Origin of the sequence: Paraburkholderia sp. OAS925 (assembly GCF_040543975.1) — a bacterium.
GTDB lineage: Bacteria > Pseudomonadota > Gammaproteobacteria > Burkholderiales > Burkholderiaceae > Paraburkholderia > Paraburkholderia graminis.
Genome location: NZ_JBEUNO010000002.1, coordinates 1354387 through 1371761, shown reverse-complemented (window position 1 = coordinate 1371761; position 17375 = coordinate 1354387). Strand labels below are relative to the sequence as shown.

15 protein-coding genes are annotated in these 17375 nt (G+C 64.9%); 10 read left to right on the top strand and 5 right to left on the bottom strand.

The window, feature by feature from the left end; genetic code table 11:
- Positions 1-136: 136 nt before the first annotated feature.
- On the top strand, positions 137-1003 hold the full coding sequence (locus ABIE53_RS24905; protein WP_107709093.1) for a polysaccharide deacetylase family protein: 867 nt from the start codon (positions 137-139) through the stop codon (positions 1001-1003).
- A gap of 24 nt (positions 1004-1027) precedes the next feature.
- On the opposite strand, the gene ABIE53_RS24900 is transcribed toward ABIE53_RS24905, so the two are convergent.
- The gene (locus ABIE53_RS24900; protein WP_192699366.1) at positions 1028-2440 is read right to left on the bottom strand and encodes a DUF2252 domain-containing protein; all 1413 of its coding nucleotides are present in this window, start codon (positions 2438-2440) and stop codon (positions 1028-1030) included.
- 289 nt (positions 2441-2729) lie between these two features.
- On the opposite strand from ABIE53_RS24900, the gene motA reads away from it, so the two are divergent.
- Positions 2730-3614, top strand: coding sequence for a flagellar motor stator protein MotA (gene motA / locus ABIE53_RS24895; protein WP_029966464.1), 885 nt, complete (start codon positions 2730-2732; stop codon positions 3612-3614).
- A complete protein-coding gene (motB, locus tag ABIE53_RS24890; protein WP_192699367.1) occupies positions 3614-4600 on the top strand; it encodes a flagellar motor protein MotB in 987 nt (328 codons plus the stop codon). Before motA ends, motB begins: the two co-directional genes overlap by 1 nt.
- On the opposite strand, the gene ABIE53_RS24885 is transcribed toward motB, so the two are convergent.
- From ABIE53_RS24885 to ABIE53_RS24875, 3 genes are all read right to left on the bottom strand, one after another.
- Positions 4597-5403: an exodeoxyribonuclease III gene (locus ABIE53_RS24885; RefSeq protein ID WP_029966467.1), complete on the bottom strand. Its 807-nt coding sequence runs from the start codon at positions 5401-5403 to the stop codon at positions 4597-4599. The genes motB and ABIE53_RS24885 overlap by 4 nt on opposite strands.
- A gap of 23 nt (positions 5404-5426) precedes the next feature.
- On the bottom strand, positions 5427-5672 hold the full coding sequence (locus tag ABIE53_RS24880) for a hypothetical protein (RefSeq protein WP_006049205.1): 246 nt from the start codon (positions 5670-5672) through the stop codon (positions 5427-5429).
- A 126-nt stretch (positions 5673-5798) separates the two neighbouring features.
- Positions 5799-7898: a D-(-)-3-hydroxybutyrate oligomer hydrolase gene (locus ABIE53_RS24875; RefSeq protein WP_192699368.1), complete on the bottom strand. Its 2100-nt coding sequence runs from the start codon at positions 7896-7898 to the stop codon at positions 5799-5801.
- Between the two features lie 155 nt (positions 7899-8053).
- On the opposite strand from ABIE53_RS24875, the gene ABIE53_RS24870 reads away from it, so the two are divergent.
- From ABIE53_RS24870 to ABIE53_RS24840, 7 genes are all read left to right on the top strand, one after another.
- Positions 8054-8812, top strand: a complete 759-nt coding sequence (locus tag ABIE53_RS24870; protein WP_192699369.1) for a 2Fe-2S iron-sulfur cluster-binding protein — start codon at positions 8054-8056, stop codon at positions 8810-8812.
- A 13-nt stretch (positions 8813-8825) separates the two neighbouring features.
- Entirely contained in the window at positions 8826-9827 is a 1002-nt protein-coding gene (locus ABIE53_RS24865) for an FAD binding domain-containing protein (RefSeq protein ID WP_192699370.1), read from the top strand.
- Positions 9824-12046, top strand: coding sequence for a xanthine dehydrogenase family protein molybdopterin-binding subunit (locus ABIE53_RS24860; RefSeq protein ID WP_192699371.1), 2223 nt, complete (start codon positions 9824-9826; stop codon positions 12044-12046). The genes ABIE53_RS24865 and ABIE53_RS24860 overlap by 4 nt, the downstream gene beginning before the upstream one ends.
- Positions 12047-12121: 75 nt before the next feature.
- Positions 12122-12718: a nucleotidyltransferase family protein gene (locus ABIE53_RS24855; RefSeq protein WP_053859549.1), complete on the top strand. Its 597-nt coding sequence runs from the start codon at positions 12122-12124 to the stop codon at positions 12716-12718.
- A gap of 396 nt (positions 12719-13114) precedes the next feature.
- Positions 13115-15028 carry a DUF4130 domain-containing protein gene (locus tag ABIE53_RS24850; RefSeq protein WP_376916232.1) on the top strand — a complete coding sequence of 638 codons (1914 nt, stop codon included), beginning with the start codon at positions 13115-13117 and terminating at the stop codon, positions 15026-15028.
- 145 nt (positions 15029-15173) lie between these two features.
- On the top strand, positions 15174-15878 hold the full coding sequence (locus ABIE53_RS24845) for a PIG-L family deacetylase (RefSeq protein ID WP_006049198.1): 705 nt from the start codon (positions 15174-15176) through the stop codon (positions 15876-15878).
- 165 nt (positions 15879-16043) lie between these two features.
- Positions 16044-16196: a hypothetical protein gene (locus tag ABIE53_RS24840; protein ID WP_006049197.1), complete on the top strand. Its 153-nt coding sequence runs from the start codon at positions 16044-16046 to the stop codon at positions 16194-16196.
- A gap of 105 nt (positions 16197-16301) precedes the next feature.
- Here ABIE53_RS24840 and ABIE53_RS24835 read toward each other — a convergent pair whose 3' ends face one another.
- On the bottom strand, positions 16302-17369 hold the full coding sequence (locus tag ABIE53_RS24835) for a 2-aminoethylphosphonate aminotransferase (protein WP_053859551.1): 1068 nt from the start codon (positions 17367-17369) through the stop codon (positions 16302-16304).
- Positions 17370-17375: the final 6 nt, after the last annotated feature.

Genomic DNA, 17375 nt, shown 5'->3' with positions numbered 1-17375 from the left:
TAGCCCTGACGCCGCGCTTTCATTGCCGTTCCTGTCCGCGGTCGCGGCGGCTCGCGCATCAATGGTATCGTTCGACGTTGCGCGCGGCGCCTTCGCGGCGCCTGATCAAGCCGCGCAATTACCGGAAGCACGTTTTATGAATCCACTCTCCACGCCCCACGACACGCCGCATGACGCTCGCGCGGCACGGCTGCGCCGCTGGCCCGAAACCGGCTATCCCGCGATGCTCACCGCGACCGCCGCATGGCACGTGCTGGTGCTGGCCGCGTGGCTCGTCGCGCCGCGCGCATGGCCGTGGTGGCTCGCAGCGATCTTCGCGAATCACGCTGTTTTCACGGTGGCCGGTCTGCTGCCGCGCACGTCGCTGCTCGGTCCGAACTGGACGCGCCTGCCCGCCGGCGCGCGCAACGCGGACGCCATCGCGTTGACCATCGACGATGGCCCCGATCCGGTCGTCACGCCGCAAGTGCTCGATCTGCTCGACGCGTTAGGCGTGCACGCAACCTTCTTCTGCATCGGAGAGAAGGCGCGGCGTTATCCGCAACTCGCACGCGAGATCGTCGCGCGCGGTCATGCGCTGGAAAATCATTCGCAGGTCCACGTGCATACGTTTTCCATCACGCTGCCTGGCGCGCTGTTGCGCGAGATCGACGCCGCGCAACGCACGTTCGAAGAACTCAGCGGCGAGCGTCCGATGTTTTTTCGCGCGCCGGCCGGCTTGCGCAACATCTTTCTCGAACCGGTGCTGCGCAAGCTCGATCTGCGGCTCGCGGCGTGGACGCGGCGCGGCTACGACACGCGCGAACGCGATCCGCAAGTGGTCGCGAGGCGGCTGCTCGACGGCCTCGCGGCACGCGACATTCTGCTGCTGCACGACGGCAACGCCGCGCTCACCGTCGACGGCAAACCGCTGATTCTCGCGGTGCTGCCGCGTGTCGCCGAAGCCGCGCGCAAACAGAAACTGCGCTTCGTCACGCTGCGCGAAGCGCGCATCGACGGTTGATACGCGGCTTCACGGCCATCAGCATCACATGCGGAAATCCGCCGCCATGTCTTCGTCCGAGCGCGCTTGCAGTACGCCGCTGCGGCACGCCTTGACGAAAGCGTCGTAGTCGCGCTCAACCTGGTCCGCGTACGTCGTTGCATACGTTGTCAGCGCCTCTGCGAACTGATCGCCGCGACCGATATACGCGCTGACCTCGATCGCCTGGCCGCTCGCCTTTGCATGCGCTCGCGCCATCACCCAGCCGCACAGTTGCGCGTAACCGGTCAGCAGGTCGCTATCGAATAGCTCGATGCTCGCCGACAGCTTCATGTCGCGCAATTGACGGAAGTAGTAATGCCGCCCGAGCGGACTCGTCGCCCAGCCGAGAAAAATGTCGCTTGCGGCCTGCAACATGCGCTGCCCTTGCACGACGCGCTCGCCCTGATGCCTGGCCGGCGGCGACTTGAAATAGCGCGCGACGACCGACGGCCTCGCTTCCTTGATCTGCATGAAGAGCGGCTTGCTCATCGGGTCGACGAGCAGCACGGCCGTGCAGCGTGTGCCGACGCTGCCCACGCCCACCACCTTGAACACGATGTCCTGCACGCTGAAATGAGCGAGCAGTTCGCGCCGATCGTGCGACATCGTCTTCAGGTAGTCGCTCCACATGCCGTCCAGCATGTTGCCTCCGCGCGGGCCTTTTAGCTCTTCGGTTTCCTCGGCGGTGAACAGCGTGTTCGCGCCCAGCACATGAAAGAGCGCGGGCGGCGCATCGCGAATCACCCAGCGCTCGCCGTCATGCCCGGCCATTCTTTCGAACAGACTTTCGTGCGTGCGGCTCGCCGCCTTCTCCATGCCGCGGCGCACGGCGCGACGCCGTTCCGGCGTGAGCGCCGTCTCGGCCATGCGCTCGAATGTGATGCGCTCGTACCAGAGTTCGAGCGCGCCGCACTGTGCGTATTGCGCCATGCGATTGCGATATTCGTTGACCGCCGTCATCACCAGATCTTCCGCCGCGCCGCGGCTCAGGCGCATATGACGCGCCGCGATCACGAGACTCGCGGTGAGGCGTTTCAGATCCCATTCGAATGGGCCGACCGACACTTCATCGAAATCGTTCAGGTCGAACACAAGCTGACGCTCGGGCGTCGCGAAGCCGCCGAAGTTCATCAAGTGCCCGTCTCCGCAGATGGGCATCGTCAAGCCCGTGTCGTGAACCTTGCTGAGATCGTGAGCCTGCAACAGCGCGGTGCCGCGAAAGAACGTGAACGGCGATGCGGCCATGCGCCCATAACGCAGCGGCACGAGATTGCGCACGCGGCCTTCGCTGCTCTCCTTCAGCAACTCGATCGGATCGCGGCGCAACTCGCCTACTGTCCTGTGACTCGAGCGCTTCGATTTTTCGCGGGCGGCACGGCCACGCGCCTCACGGTCGGCAATGGTGCTGGCTTTCATGCTCATCTCCGTTCTTCTTGTGAAGGTTCACTATCCGTTCGAGAGACCTGACGCCGGTCGCATTGCATGCTAGCAGAGCAATCGGTAAAAAAGTGAGGGCGCTTTTTACCGATGCCGCATACGCGACTCACGCGCGCTTCTATTTTTCCGCTTTGATTCGTTCTAACACTTCAGCAATAGCCTTTCGAGCCGTTTACCAGTACATGCGGAAATTCAGTGACGCACGCAGCGTCCTTGAAAAAGGACGTCTTCCGGTACGACGTGCGGCGCGCAAGATAACGGAGAGAATATGTTTGTCGCAATTGGCTGGTTATTGGTGATCGGCTCCGTCATAGGGAGCTTCATTGGCGTGGGCGGCCATTTGCCGGCGCTGATTCAACCGTTTGAATTGCTGTGCATTTTCGGCGCCGCGATTGGCGCGTTTGTCGTCAGTAATCCGACCTCGACGTTGAAGAAGACGCTGAAAGCGATTCCGTCATGCTTCAAGGGCGGCGGCTATACGAAAGAAAAGTATCTGGAATTGATCGCGCTGCTTTACGAGCTGCTTCAGAAAGCACGCAAGGAAGGCATGATGTCGCTCGAAGCGGACGTCTTCGCTCCCGAAGAAAGCGTGATTTTCCAGAAGTATCCGCATGTGCTCTCCGATCATCATCTGCTCGATTTCATCGTCGACTATTTGCGCATGATGTCGGGCGGCAACGTCAACGTGCTCGAAGTGCAGGACCTGATGGATGAAGAACTGGCCACGCATCACGCGGAAGCGTCGGTGGCCGCGAACGCGATTCAGAAGATGGCCGACGGCCTGCCCGCATTCGGCATCGTCGCCGCGGTGATGGGCGTGGTCCACACGATGGGTTCGGTCGGCGCGCCACCCGCGGTGCTCGGCGAGATGATCGCCGGCGCGCTGGTCGGCACGTTCCTCGGCATTCTTCTCGCGTATGGTTTTATCGGGCCGCTTGCCGATCTGCTGAACGCGAAAGGCCGCGCCGAAGCGAAGCCGTTTCAATGCGTGAAGGCCGTGCTGCTCGCGTCGTTGTCCGGCTATGCGCCGCCCATCGCCGTGGAATTCGGACGCAAGGTGCTGTTCACCGCCGACCGCCCGAGCTTCCAGGAACTCGACGACGCGGTGCGCGCCACCAAGACGCCGAAGCCGGCCGCAAGCGGAGCAGCGTAATGACGCAACGACGTTCACGCGGCTCGGAAGACGAGGCGCCGCCGCCGATCATCGTGCGTCGCTCGAAGAAGAGTGACGACCACGGCGGCCATCACGGCGGCGCATGGAAGATCGCGTATGCCGACTTCGTCACCGCGATGATGGCGTTCTTCCTGCTCATGTGGCTGCTCGGCTCCACGTCGAAGTTCGACAAGCAAGGCATCGAGGATTACTTCAACACGCCGCTCTCGAGCCTGCTCGGCGGCAGTGAAGGCACGGCCGCCGCGCGGCCGAGCGTGGTGCAAGGCGGCGGGCGCGACATCTCCGATACGCGCCCCGGCGACGGCAAGAAGACCCAGATCGAAGCGGCCACGCCTGTCAACGTCGTGCCGACGGTGGCGCCCGCGGACGCGGCACGCTTGCAGCAACTGAAGGAAAAACTTATTTCGCTGATCGAGCAAAGCCCTACATTGAAGGCGTTCAAGGATCAGATCCGCATCTCGATTACGAACGAAGGCTTGCGCATCGAGATCGTCGATTCGCAGAACCGGCCGATGTTCGCGTCCGGCAGTCCGCGTCTGCAAACTTACGCTGTCGCGATACTCACGCAGATCGGCGCGGCGCTCAACGACGTCGAGAACCGCATTTCGATTGCGGGCCACACGGATGCCGTGCCGTACACCGGCGGACCTGTCGGCTATTCGAACTGGGAGTTGTCGTCCGAACGCGCGAACGCGGCGCGCCGCGCGCTGGTTTCAGGCGGCATGCATGCCGAAAAGTTATTGCAGGTGCGCGGCCTCGCGGACGTGCTGCCGCTTAACAGCAATGTCGTCGATGAACCGACCAATCGGCGCATCAGCATTCTCGTGATGAACAAGGCCGCGGAGCAGGCGTTTTTCCACGATGGCGGCCGTACGTCGATCGACGAAAGCACGCCGGCCAGCTCGGCGATTCCCGCAGTCGCGGCGCGCACGCATGCGGCACCGGGCGCAACGATAGTTCGCTAACGCGTTTTACGCCGCCTGGCGCTCATATCCAGTTCGACCCATGTCGGCGCGTGGTCGCTCGCGTGCGGCTCGCCGCGCACCCAGCGATCCACGCCCGCGTCGCGCAAACGCGGTGCGAGGTCCGGGCTCAGCAAGATGTGATCGATGCGCAAGCCCGAGTTGGTGTCCCAGTGGCGGCGAAAATAATCCCAGAAGGTATAGACGCGCTCATCGCCAAAATGCGTGCGCAACGAATCTGTCCAGCCTTGCGCGAGCAGGCGCCGATAACGTTCGCGGCTTTCCGGCTGCAATAGCGCGTCTTTCAGCCATGAGCGCGGATTGTAGATGTCTTCATCGGTGGGCACGACGTTGAAGTCGCCGGCCAACACGACCGGATGCCCGCTCTTGAGCAGATTCGCCGCGTGGTCGATCAGATGGTCGAACCACTTCAGCTTGTATTCGAACTTGGGACCGGGCTGCGGATTCCCGTTCGGCAGATAGAGACAGCACACGAGCAATCCGTCGACGGCCACTTCGAGATAGCGGCTATGCGTGTCGGCCTCGAAGCCCGGCAAGCCGCGGCGGCTTTCGAGCGGCGCTTCGCCCTTCGACAGAATCGCCACGCCGTTCCACGCGCTCTGGCCATGCCAGATCGCGTGATATCCGGCGTCGCGCACGGCATCGGCGGGGAACGCGCTGTCCGCCGCCTTCAATTCCTGCAGACAGACAATGTCCGGCGCCTCGCGCTCGAGCCATTGCAGCAACGCGGCCTGACGCGAGCGGATTCCATTGATATTGAACGTCGCAATGCGCAGCGTCGCCACAGCATGTCCTCCCTGCACGCAAGTTATTCCGACGACGCCTCGCTCGACACCTGCGACGCCGCTTCATCGCACCATTCGATCGCCCACGATCGCGCGCACGAGATCGCATCCGCTTCGTTCGAGAAGGCGTCGATGTCGCCGGAATCGTGCGAACGGAAATGCTCGTTTTTCCGCGGGATATGCGTGATTCTGGCACGCGCGTAGTAGACGCCTTCGTCCGCATGGCGTGCCCGGCAATCGATATGAAAATGCCTGTAGTCGAACTGCATCGGTTGTCCTCTGAACGCTTGATGCCGATCACCCGTAGCATCGCCCGTACCCGCTGCGGATTCAATGCGGCGCTCACACCGCGCGACGCGGGGCCGCGCCGCGTCACGCGAGTGAGTGGACCCGCATCAGTTTGGCACGTTCACCGCGCCGTTTGCGACCGTGATCGCATTGCCGCCAGGGCTCGTCGCGATTGCCGGCAAGTTCGCGGTCGTCAATGCGGGCGCGGCGCCCGGCGTGCCGCCGCGCGGCACCGTGTGAACCACTTGCGAAGGCGGCAGCGGCGTGCCGTTCTTCAGGTGGCTCCACATCAGGTTGAGCGCCTGAACGTTGTAGTAATGCAGCGGCACGAAGCGCGTATCGAAGCCGGCCACGCCGAGGAACGCGTCGAAGTGCTGACCGTTCGTGATTTCATAGAACGACAGCTTGCTCGCCCCACCCTCGACCAGCCGGTTCGTCGCCACGTAGGGCCGCGAAGCATGGTTGATCGGCACCAATGCATCGGCGCGTCCTTGCACGATGATGGCCGGCTTGCCATGCAGATTCGCATTCACCCTGACTGCTTCGACATTCGTGGTCAACGTGCCGTTGGTCCACAGCGTGCGCAGACACGCAGCGCCGACGTAACTTGCATCGACCGTGGCGAGCCGGTGATCGAATGCGCCCAGCGTGCCCGCGTTGTAGACCAGGTTGATGCCGTTGGTCGGCGGCACACCATTGCCGTTGCCGAACACTGTCAGCATCGGCGAGACGGCGGGCGTGACGCCGGCCGCGCCCGTCGAACTCGTCGTGCCGAAGCTGAAGTTGCACAGGTTGTCGGTCACGCTCGCTTTGGCATAGGCGTTCGCGTACGTCACCGCGACCGCCGGCACCGCTTGCGAATCCCACATCGGCGCATGCAGCAGATCGGAGTCGGTCTGGTAGCCGTTCTGATGCAGAAGTGCGAGCGCGTTGATCGCCTGCGTCGTGGTGTCGCCTCCGGTGATCACGCCATTGTTCGCGAGCGTCGTGCATCGCGCGGTGCGAATCGCGGTGGTCGTCGCGAGCGGCAGCGCGGTCAGATACGGCGACCCGGTCGCGGCAGGCGCAAGCGCCGCGCAAGGCTCTAGCAGGTTCGCGAGCGTCATGTAATCGGCAAGCGGCTTGCCGAATGCGCCGACGGGCACGCCGCCTTGCGACACCGACACTTGCGACGGCACACGAATGTTGATTTGCGGCTCGCCGACCACCACCGCGGTGATGAGACCCGAAGTGTCCTGCTCCGCCGCCGCCAACGACGCGCCGCCGCCATTGCTCACCGATGCCGCGATCGTCAGAATGCTGCCCGGTTTATAGCGCACGGTGCGGGTCGAGCCGTTCAACGTGCCGTATGAATCGTTGAGCGCCCAATACGCGAACTGAATCGCCTGCAACGTGTTTTTGCCCCAGTCCTGCTCCGGGTTCTGCTGCGAGTGTGCGTGCTTGAACGCATAGCGGTTCGGGAACTGGGTGTTGTAGGTGGCGAGATCCGTGTTGCCGAGGTTCGCTGTGAAGAGACTCGCCTTGCCCGCGGCGTTCGCGTCCTGCAACGTGCCGTCGATCAGCGTCACGCGATTGGTCGACAGTTCATGCGCGCCGTTGCCCGAGCCCTTGTCGGTGTACGCGACCGCACAGCCGCGCTTAAGTCCCCACTCGCCCGCTGCGGAAATCGCGCCGTACACGCCGCGCGAACCCGATGACGTTGCCGTGACAATACACGGTTGATCCGCGTTGAAGCTCGCGGGAATCTGCACGAGCACGCTGACGTTCTGCTTACCGCTGCCGTCGTCGGCGAAAGCCAGATATTCCTTGCCGGCGATCTTGCCTTCGCCGAGCGTGTCGTTGCCGTTCAGATCGACATTGGGCCCCCAGAAGCGTCCATAGCCGCCATTGCTCGTCATATCGACGAGCGCGCGATAGTTCGACCAGATCGCGAGCCGCCGCAGTTCGGCGGCCGTGGGTTGCGCGGCGTTCGCAATCGTGGGCGCCGTGGCTAAAGCAAGGCCAGTTTTACCGAGTCCGGCCGTCAGCAGGTCGTCACTATTGCCGTCATAAGACTGCGTCTTGACCGTGCCGACGATGAAGTTCGGCAAGGTGTTCGTTTGCGGTGGCGGCGGCCCGTCGTCGTCGCCCCCGTGGCAAGCGCTCATGGCGAGCGCGACGACGATTGCAATGGGAAGCGTGGACGTGCTTCGAATGGCTGATGTCATCTGTGCTTGTCTCCGTTATTGTGCAATACCGTTTTGCGTAACCGTTGTACACGCAAGCGCGCCGGATTTGCTACGCTGAACTTCTGAGCGCGACGCCTCGGATACCGACGCATCGTCAGCCTGCATTGACCTTTCAGCGGAGTCAATAGACCGTCATGGCAAGAGATAACGAATGTGAACATTCGGGTGACGAAGCCGCCTTGCGTGAGCCCTTGAGTCAACCTTCACGGCGCCGTTTTCTACAATCGGCCGCGGCCGCCGCCACTGTCGGTGCGGCACCGCACCTTCGCGCGCAAACCCAGGCACCCGTCGCCCCGGCCGCAGGGACTGCGCAAACTGTCCCGCCCCGGCCCGTCACCTTGAACGTGAATGGCCGCAGTTATGCGTTGCAACTCGAGCCGCGCGTCACTCTGCTCGATGCCTTGCGCGAGTACGCGGGCCTGATGGGCACGAAGAAAGGCTGCGACCGCGGACAATGCGGCGCGTGCACGGTGATCGCTAACGGACGCCGCATCAACTCATGCCTGACGCTTGCCCTGATGCACGAAGGCGAGACCATCACCACGGTCGAAGGGCTCGCGAGCAACGGCGCGTTGAGCCCGTTGCAACGCGCGTTCATCGAACACGATGCGTTTCAGTGCGGCTACTGCACGCCCGGACAGTTATGCTCCGCGACTGCGCTGCTCGAAGAGTTTCGCAACGGCACGGCGAGCGTCGTCACCGCGGATATTCGTAGACGTCCTATCAAACTTTCCGACGACGAAATTCGCGAGCGCATGAGCGGCAATATTTGCCGTTGCGGCGCATACGCGAACATCGTGGCCGCGATCCGCGCCGCGCATGACGGCAGCGGCCAGAACGCGAGCGCCGCCGACGTCGACCACGATCACCACGACCACCACGATCACGCGTGAGGCAAGCACGAGCATGGATGCGATCTCCTACGAACGCGCCGCCGATGTCGCCGGCGCAGTGCGAGCGGCGCAGCAACCGGGCGCGGTATTCATCGGCGGCGGCACGAATCTGCTCGATCTGATGAAGGGCGGTGTCGAACGGCCGGTGCGGCTCATCGACATCACGCATATCGGCGGACTCGACGACATCACGACGTTGCCCGGCGGCGGCATTCGCATCGGCGCGCTGGTGCGCAATAGCGATGCCGCGAATCATGCGCTGGTGCGCGAACAATATCCGCTGCTCTCGCAGGCGTTTCTATCGGGCGCATCGGCGCAATTGCGCAATATGGCGACCGTCGGCGGGAATCTGCTGCAACGTACGCGCTGCGGCTACTTTTACGACACCGCGTTTTCACAGTGCAACAAGCGCACGCCGGGCAGCGGCTGTGCGGCTCTCGAAGGCCACAACCGCATGCACGCGATTCTCGGCGCGAGTCCGCAGTGCGTCGCGGTGAATCCGTCGGATATGAGCGTCGCGCTCGCGGCACTCGACGCTGTCGTGCGCGTAAGTGGGCCGACTGGAGAGCGAAGCATTCCGTTCGCGGAATTTCATCGGCTTCCGGGCGACAGGCCCGATGTCGATACCACGCTGCGCCCAGGCGAACTGATCACCGCGGTCGATCTTCCGCCACCGCTTTTCAGCGCGCATTCGCACTATCTGAAAGTGCGTGACCGCGCCAGTTACGCATTTGCATTGGTGTCGGTCGCCGCCGCATTACAGATGGATGGCGAGCGCGTGCAGACCGCGCGCATCGCACTCGGCGGCGTCGCGCACAAGCCTTGGCGAGCGAGCGCCGCCGAGCAGCTACTAAACGGCCAGCCGCTCACGCAAGCCACGCTGAACCGCGCCGCTACGGCCGCGTTGAACGATGCCAGGCCGCTGCGCGATAACCGCTTCAAGGTGCAGCTCGCGCAACGCGCGATCGTGCGCGCCGTGAACGAAGCAGCGGGCCGGCCGGGAGGTCTCGCATGAATCTGATCGGTCAACCGTTCGACCGTACCGACGGTCTGCTGAAAGTAACCGGCGAAGCGCGCTATGCGGCGGAGTTTCCGGAGGCGCGTCTCGCGCATGCGGTGCTCGTCACGAGCACGATTGCACGCGGCACGATTGCATCGATCGATGCCAGCCGCGCGCAAGCCGTGCCCGGCGTGTTGCTGGTGATGACGCATGAGAACGCGCCACGTCTGCCGAACGGCGGCAAGGCGCAATTGGCGCCGCCCGCGGGGCGTCGGCTGTCGCTGTTGCAGGACAACGAAGTGCATTACAACAACGAGCCGGTTGCGGTGGTCGTCGCGGACACGCTCGAGCATGCGACCGACGCCGCGCGTCAGTTGCGCATCACGTATCGGGCGAGCGCGGCCACGCTCGACTTTGCGCAGGCGAAGGCCAACGCGCATGCGCCCGACAAACCGCAGGGACGTCAAACGGATACGCAGCGCGGCAGTTTCGACTGCGGCATGCGAAGCGCCGCCGTGCATATCGACGCGACCTACACGACGCCGATCGAGCATCACAATCCGATGGAGCCGCACGCGACGATGGCGCGTTGGGACGGCCCGCAACTCACGCTCTACGATTCGACGCAAGGCGTGAGCGGCGAAGCGCAAGCCGTGGCGAAGACGCTCGGCATTTCGCCCGGCGACGTGCGCGTGATTTCGCCGTTCGTCGGCGGCGGCTTTGGGTGCAAGGGCTCGTCGTGGTCGCATGTGTCGTTGTGCGCGATGGCGGCGAAACAGACAGGACGTCCGGTGCGGCTCGTGCTCGAGCGGCCGCAGATGTTCGGTCCGGTCGGCGCGCGCCCGCACACGGAACAGCACCTCGTGCTGGCCGCGCGGCGCGACGGCACGCTCACCGCGATACGCCACGACAGCATTTCGAATACGTCGATGATCGAAGACTGGACCGAGACCTGCTGCATGGTCACGCGCATGCTGTATGCGGTGCCCAATCAGGTGACCACGCACCGGCTCGTGCCGCTGAACGTCGGCACGCCGACCTTCATGCGCGCGCCCGGCGAGACGACCGGCTCGTTCGCGCTCGAATCGGCAATGGACGAGTTGGCCGTCGCGCTCAGGATGGACCCGCTCGCTTTGCGCCTGAAGAATTACGCGGAGGCCGATCCGCAGGAAAACAAGCCGTGGTCGGGCAAATCGTTGCGCGAGTGCTATCAGGTCGGCGCGGAAAAATTCGGCTGGTCGCGGCGCAATCCCACGCCTCGTTCGATGCGCGACGGCAACACGCTGATCGGCATGGGCATGGCGACATGCACGTATCCGGCCAATCGCAGCGAAGCCGGCGCGATCGCGCGAATCCTGCCGGACGGCACGGCGATGGTGGCGTCGGGCACGCAGGACATCGGCACAGGCACTTACACGGTGATGACCCAGGTCGCCGCCGATGCGCTCGGCTTCGCGCCGGAGAACATCCATTTCGCGCTCGGCGACTCGTCGTTGCCGAAGGCGCCGGTGTCGGGCGGATCGCAGTCGGCGGCGAGCGTTGCGCCGGCCGTGCGGGACGCCGCCAACGCGGCGCGCGCGCAGTTGATCGCGCTCGCGTTGGCGGACCCGGCGTCGCCGGTGCACGGCATCGCGCCCGACGACATCACCGTGGAAAACGGCTGGGTGACGAGCCGCTCGCAACCGGCGAAGCGCGATCCGGCCGCGGCGATCATCGCGCGTGCGGGCGGCAAGCCGATTGAGGCGACGTCCACTGTCAAACCGGGCGACGAAAAGCAGAAGTACTCGTTTCACTCGTTCGGCGCGGTGTTCGTCGAAGTGCGCGTGGACGCGGACCTCGGCACGATTCGCGTGCCGCGCGTCGTCGCCGTGTATGACGTTGGGCGCGTGCTCAACGAGAAGACGGCGCGCAGCCAGATGCTCGGCGGCATTGTGTGGGGCGTGGGCGCGGCGTTGCAGGAAGAGTCGTCGCTCGACACGCGCTATGGGCGCTTCACGAACGCGAACCTCGCGGAATATCACGTGCCGGTGAACGCGGACATCGGCTCGCTCGACATCACGTTTCTCGACCGGCCGGACCCGTACATCAATTCGCTCGGCGTGCGCGGCATCGGCGAAATCGGCATTACGGGCGTGTGCGCGGCGCTCGCGAACGCGGTGTATCACGCGACCGGTGTGCGCGTGCGCGATCTGCCGGTGACGCTCGACAAGGTGATGCAGCCGACGCGCGTCTGAACGCATGGCGGGCGCTTGCCTCGGGTTGCATTGCGCCGCACAATCGGAGGCACTTTCATTCTCCGGTGCCCGCTCATGGCTTACTCGTCGCTTGCCACTGGCATTTTGCTTGCCGCAGGCGTCGGCTCGCGCTTCGATCCGCAGGGCGTGCAAAACAAGCTGCTCGCGCGACTGCCCGACGGCACGCCGCTCGCCCACGAAGCCGCGCGCCGGCTGTTGCTGGTCGTGCCGACGGTGCTGGCCGTCGTGCGGCCGGGCGCCGAAGCGCTCGCGCGTCTGCTGAACGAGGCCGGCTGCGACGTGGTGTTCGCGGCCGCCGCCGAACGCGGCATGGGCGCGAGCCTCGCCGCGGGCATCGAGGCCAGCGACGACGCCGAAGGCTGGATCGTCGCGCTCGCCGACATGCCGCGCATCCAGCCGTCGACGATTGAAGCGGTCGCGCGGACGCTCGACGGCGGGGCGTCTATCGTCGCGCCGTTTTATGAAGGGCAGCGTGGGCATCCGGTGGGGTTTGGCGCGGAACATCGCGAGGCGCTGATGTCGCTCGATGGAGACAGCGGCGCGCGTTCGTTGCTGATGTCTGGGCGTGTGGTGCGGCTGGATGTCGACGATGCGGGGGTTTTGCGGGATGTGGATACGCCGGGGGATTTGCGGGGGGTGGGGGCGGGTTAGCGGGGCTGAAGTGGTGGTTGGGACCGGTCTCGTTTTGGCCGGCAACCACGGGTAGTGTGGAGTCGGCGGGTAGCGTGGAGTCGGCGGGTAGCGTGGAGTCGGCGGTGCGGAGTCGGGCGGTTGTGCGGAGCCGGGCGGTTGACTTCGGAGCTGCGTTGGGCGTTGGGCGTTGGGCGTTGGGCGTTGGGCTTTGAGCGTGCGACGTACGGCGTTGGGGTTCCGCGTTCGGCGCAGGGCGTTGGCCCCTGCCCGCTGTGCGCTGGCCGTGAGCCTTGGCGTGCAGCAAACCGCAGGCTTGCGTCGACGCCAAGCTTGGGCGCATACTGTATATCCATACAGTATTTTAACGCGCCACTAGCTGCCGCTCGCCGCGTGCCCCCGGCCGCAACCCTTCGCATGAACCGCATTTCCATTTACCCGTCTTTCAGCGCCTGGCGCGACGCCGCACGCTTGCTGTTGCGGCATGGCGTGCAGCCGGAGCGGATCGAATGGATTGAGTGCCCGGAGACGGCGCAGGAGCCTGCGAGCACCATCGGTTGCAATGGCGCAGGCGCGGCGCTAAATCAGCCGCTTGCCGATGCGTCGGGTGCATCGGGTGCGTCGGGTGCATCGGGTGCATCGGGTGCATCGGGTGCATCGGGTGCATCGGGTGCATCGGGTGCATCGGGTTCGTCGGGTTCGTCGGGTTCGTCGGGTTCGTCGGGTTCGTCGGGTTCGTCGGGTTCGTCGGGTGCGTCGGGTGCGTCGGGTGCGTCGGGCATGTTGCAAGCCTCGCACGCGTCGGCCGCATCGCACCCGTCTCACGCGTCAGCAACCCCGGACGCAGCAAACGGCCTCGCGGCAACAACCGCCATCCCACGCGAGCTACTCGCCTGGCTGAAAGCAGCCGCCTGTTTCCGCGCGCCCGACCGCTGGGCGCTGCTCTATCGAGTCCTCTGGCGCTGGACGCGCGGCGAACGCGACGTTCTCGACCTCGGCGACAGCGACGGCGCATTGCTCGATCAGCGCGTGCGCGCCGTCGAGCATGAAACCGAGGACATGCTGAACCTGACCTTGTTCAGAAGACGCGATCCGTCGATGGGACCGCCGGAATTCGTCGGCTGGTACGAACCGCATCACGATCTGCTCGAGTACGCGGCCGAGCGCTTCGCAGCGCGCATGGGCTACTCCACATGGATGCTGGCCACGCCGCGAGGCGCCGCGCTCTGGAACGGCATGCTGCTGCACATATCGCAGCCGGTGTCTGAGCACAGCGTCGACGTTCCGGCCGAAGACGCAATGACGGGCGAAGCCGTCACCAGCGAGTCCACTGAAGCGCTCTGGCTCGGCTACTACGAGGAAGCCGTCAGCGGCGAGACGCCGCCGGTGCCGCTTCGGTACTGGAGAGCCCCGCCCGAAGGGCCGCCGTTGCCCGCGCAACTCGGGCGCGAGCGCATCTGTCGTCGCGGACAAAACGCTGTCGTGACCGTACCGGCTGCTCCGCCGGCGGAATATTCCGCGCTGACGCCACCGCTGCGCGAGCCCACCGGTCCGCTCGATACCTGCCGGCGTTGCGCGTTATGGCGCAACGCGAAGCAGCCGGTGCCCGGTGCGGGTGCGGGTGCGGGTGCGGGTGCGGGTGCGGGTGCGGGTGCGGGTGCGGGTGCGGGCGGCAGCGTGAGTGCCAACGCCGATGCGCATACAAATTCCACTGCCCCCGCCAGTCCCCCGATCATGGTCGTCGGCGAGCAACCTGGCGAGTATGAAAACCAGCACGGCGTGCCCTTCACCGGACCGGCCGGTCAGTTGCTCGACAGCGTGCTCGCCCGCGCCGGGCTCGAACGCGCGGCGCTCTATCTGACGTATGCGGTCAAGCATTACAAGTGGGAGATCGTCGGGCGGGAGCGCATTCATCGCACACCCGCGCAACGCGAGGTGGAAGCCTGTCAGTACTGGCTCGAAAAAGAACTCGCGCAGCTTGCGCCGCGGGTGGTCGTCGCGTTAGGCCCGACGGCGTTGAGAGCGTTGACAGGCGCGCACGTCAACCTGTCGGAATATATGCGGGGCGCACGATCAGTCATGGCGGGCGCATCATCGTGCCGACCTGGCATCCGGCGTATGCGTTGCGAACCGCCGACCCGCGTTTGCGCGACGACATCGTCGCAAGAATCGCGACTGCGTTCAGGTGGGCGGCGGAACTGGCGGGCGACGCTTCCGAGCGTCGGTGATAACCGCCTAAGCCATGCCATCGCTCGGGCGTGCACAGGCACATGGCTTGCGCAAACACTCATAGCTATGCGTGAGCGCCGCAGAACGGCGAACCGACAGTGAACCGACCGCGAATGAACCGCCAATCGACCGCGAATCAACCGCGCAACTCGTTCCAATTCCGCCTAAGCTGATGTGACGCCGCGATTGTCACGCAACGCTACTCCGTCGTTGAAGCGGCGCACGCGTTCGAAACCACCGACTGCCCATGAGCGAAACCAGCCCGCGCCTGTTCATCGTGTCACCGCATTTCGACGACGCCGTCTTCAGTTGCGGCGCATTGCTCGCTGCGCATCCGGACGCCGCGGTCTGCACGGTATTCGCCGCGCCGCCCGAGCATACGATGCACACCGAATGGGATGAAAAGTCGGGTTTCGTCAACGCCCACGAAGCGATCCACGAGCGCACGTTCGAAGACAATCGCGCGCTCGAATTGCTCGACGCGATTCCGCTGCGCATGCCGTTTCGCGAAAGCCAGTATTCCGATTCGCCGTCCATCAGCAAAATGGCGGCCGCGCTCGAGGAAACCATCTATCGAACCACGGCTAACACGTTGCTGATGCCGCTCGGGCTGTATCACGACGATCACGTGCGCGTGTTCGAAGCCTGCTGCGAGATCCTGCCGCGGCTGTCGCATCTCGCCTGGTTCGGTTACGAGGAAGCGATTCACCGGCGCACGCCGGGGGTCGTGCAGGCGCGCCTCGCCGATCTCGCGCAGCGCGGCATCGTGGCGACGCCGGCCAATCCGAGCGCCGGCCACACGATCGACATGCAGCGGCGCGCGCAGATCAAGCGCGAAGCCGTCCACGCGTACCAGAGTCAGTTGCGGGCGTTCGGGCCGGGCAATTACGACGACGTCTTCGCCACCGAGCGCTACTGGCAACTGAGCGTGGGCCGTCGCGTGAAAAGGTAGCGGAACGCGTGAAAAACACAGCGGGAAGCGTAGGCAAAAACGCAGGCGAAAGCGCCGACAAAAAGCGCCGCCGCGAAATCCCGCCCGACAGCAAAACCGCCTACCCTTGAAGTGAACCGCACGCGCCGTCGCGCTATCGCACAACTCTCAACCACAGGTGATGCAATGAGCTACGACATGCATACGAGCCCGATCCCCGATCCCAACGCCGACCCGACGCGCGACCCGGAAGGCGATCCGCTGACACCGCCGTCGCCCGGTCATCACAACGACGAACCACAGCGCCCCGAAGGACCGCCCGACAAAGACCCGGTGTGAGCCGCGAAGCGTTAGCAAATCAGCCGCGAACCGACAGCCGCGTGCATAAACCGCACACGACATGCGGGCACGCGACGGCGCCACGGCGGCACACCCGCACCGCAATCAGCTCGTCAGTTCGCTGAAGCCCTGCAACAGCCGGTCGATGTCGGCGGCGTGGATGTTACCCATCGTCGAGATACGGAACAGTTCCGCCGACAGCCCGCCCTGCCCGGCATAGATCACGAAGCCGCGCGCCTTCAGCGCGTCGTGCAATTGCGGATACGTGACGCCGTTCGGCAGCCGGTACGCGCGCAACACGACCGACGACTCCTGCGGCGCCAGCACGCTATCGATGCCGCGCTCGGCCAGCCCCGCGCGCGCCTGCTCGGCGAGCGCCGCGTAGCGCGCATGACGCGCGCGCCAGCCGCCTTCGTCGGCGATTTCGCGCAACGCTTCGACCAGCGCGTAGTACGCGTGAACCGACGGCGTGAACGGCGTATTGCGCTGATCCTGCAGGCGCGCGAGCCGTCCGAGGTCGAGGTAGTACGTGCGGCTCGCCGCCTGCGCGAGCGCCGCACGGCGCACCAGCACGAACGACGCACCCGGCACGCCGTGCAGGCACTTGTTGGCGGTCGCGGCGACGGCGTCGAGACTCGTATCGGCGAAGTCGATCGCCTCGGCGCCGAAGCTGCTCACGCCATCAACCAGCAAACGCAGACCGCGCGCGCGGCACAGCGCACCGAGCGCGGCGAGATCGTTCAGCCGCCCGGTCGTCGTTTCATGATGGATCACCGCGACGTGCGTGAACGCCTTGTCCGCGTCGAGACGTTCGGCGATTTTCGCCAGGTCCGGCGCCTGCATCCAGTCATGCTTGAGCGCTTCATGTGCAATGCCGTATTGCGCGGCGATCTGCGCGATACGCTCGCCGTACACGCCGTTTTCCACCACCAGCAGCTTGCCGTTTTGCGGCACCAGCGCGGCCGTCATGCTTTCGACGGCGGCCGTGCCCGAGCCCGTCATCAGCACCGCCTGCCATTCGCTCGCGTCGAGGCCGTAAAGGTCGACGAGACGCGTGCGCGCCTCTTCCTGCAAATCGAAAAACTCGCTTTCGCGATGGCACAGGTCCGTCTGCAACAGGCTGTTGCGAACGCGTTCGGTGAGCGTCACGGGGCCGGGATTGAGCAGCAGCATGGGCGC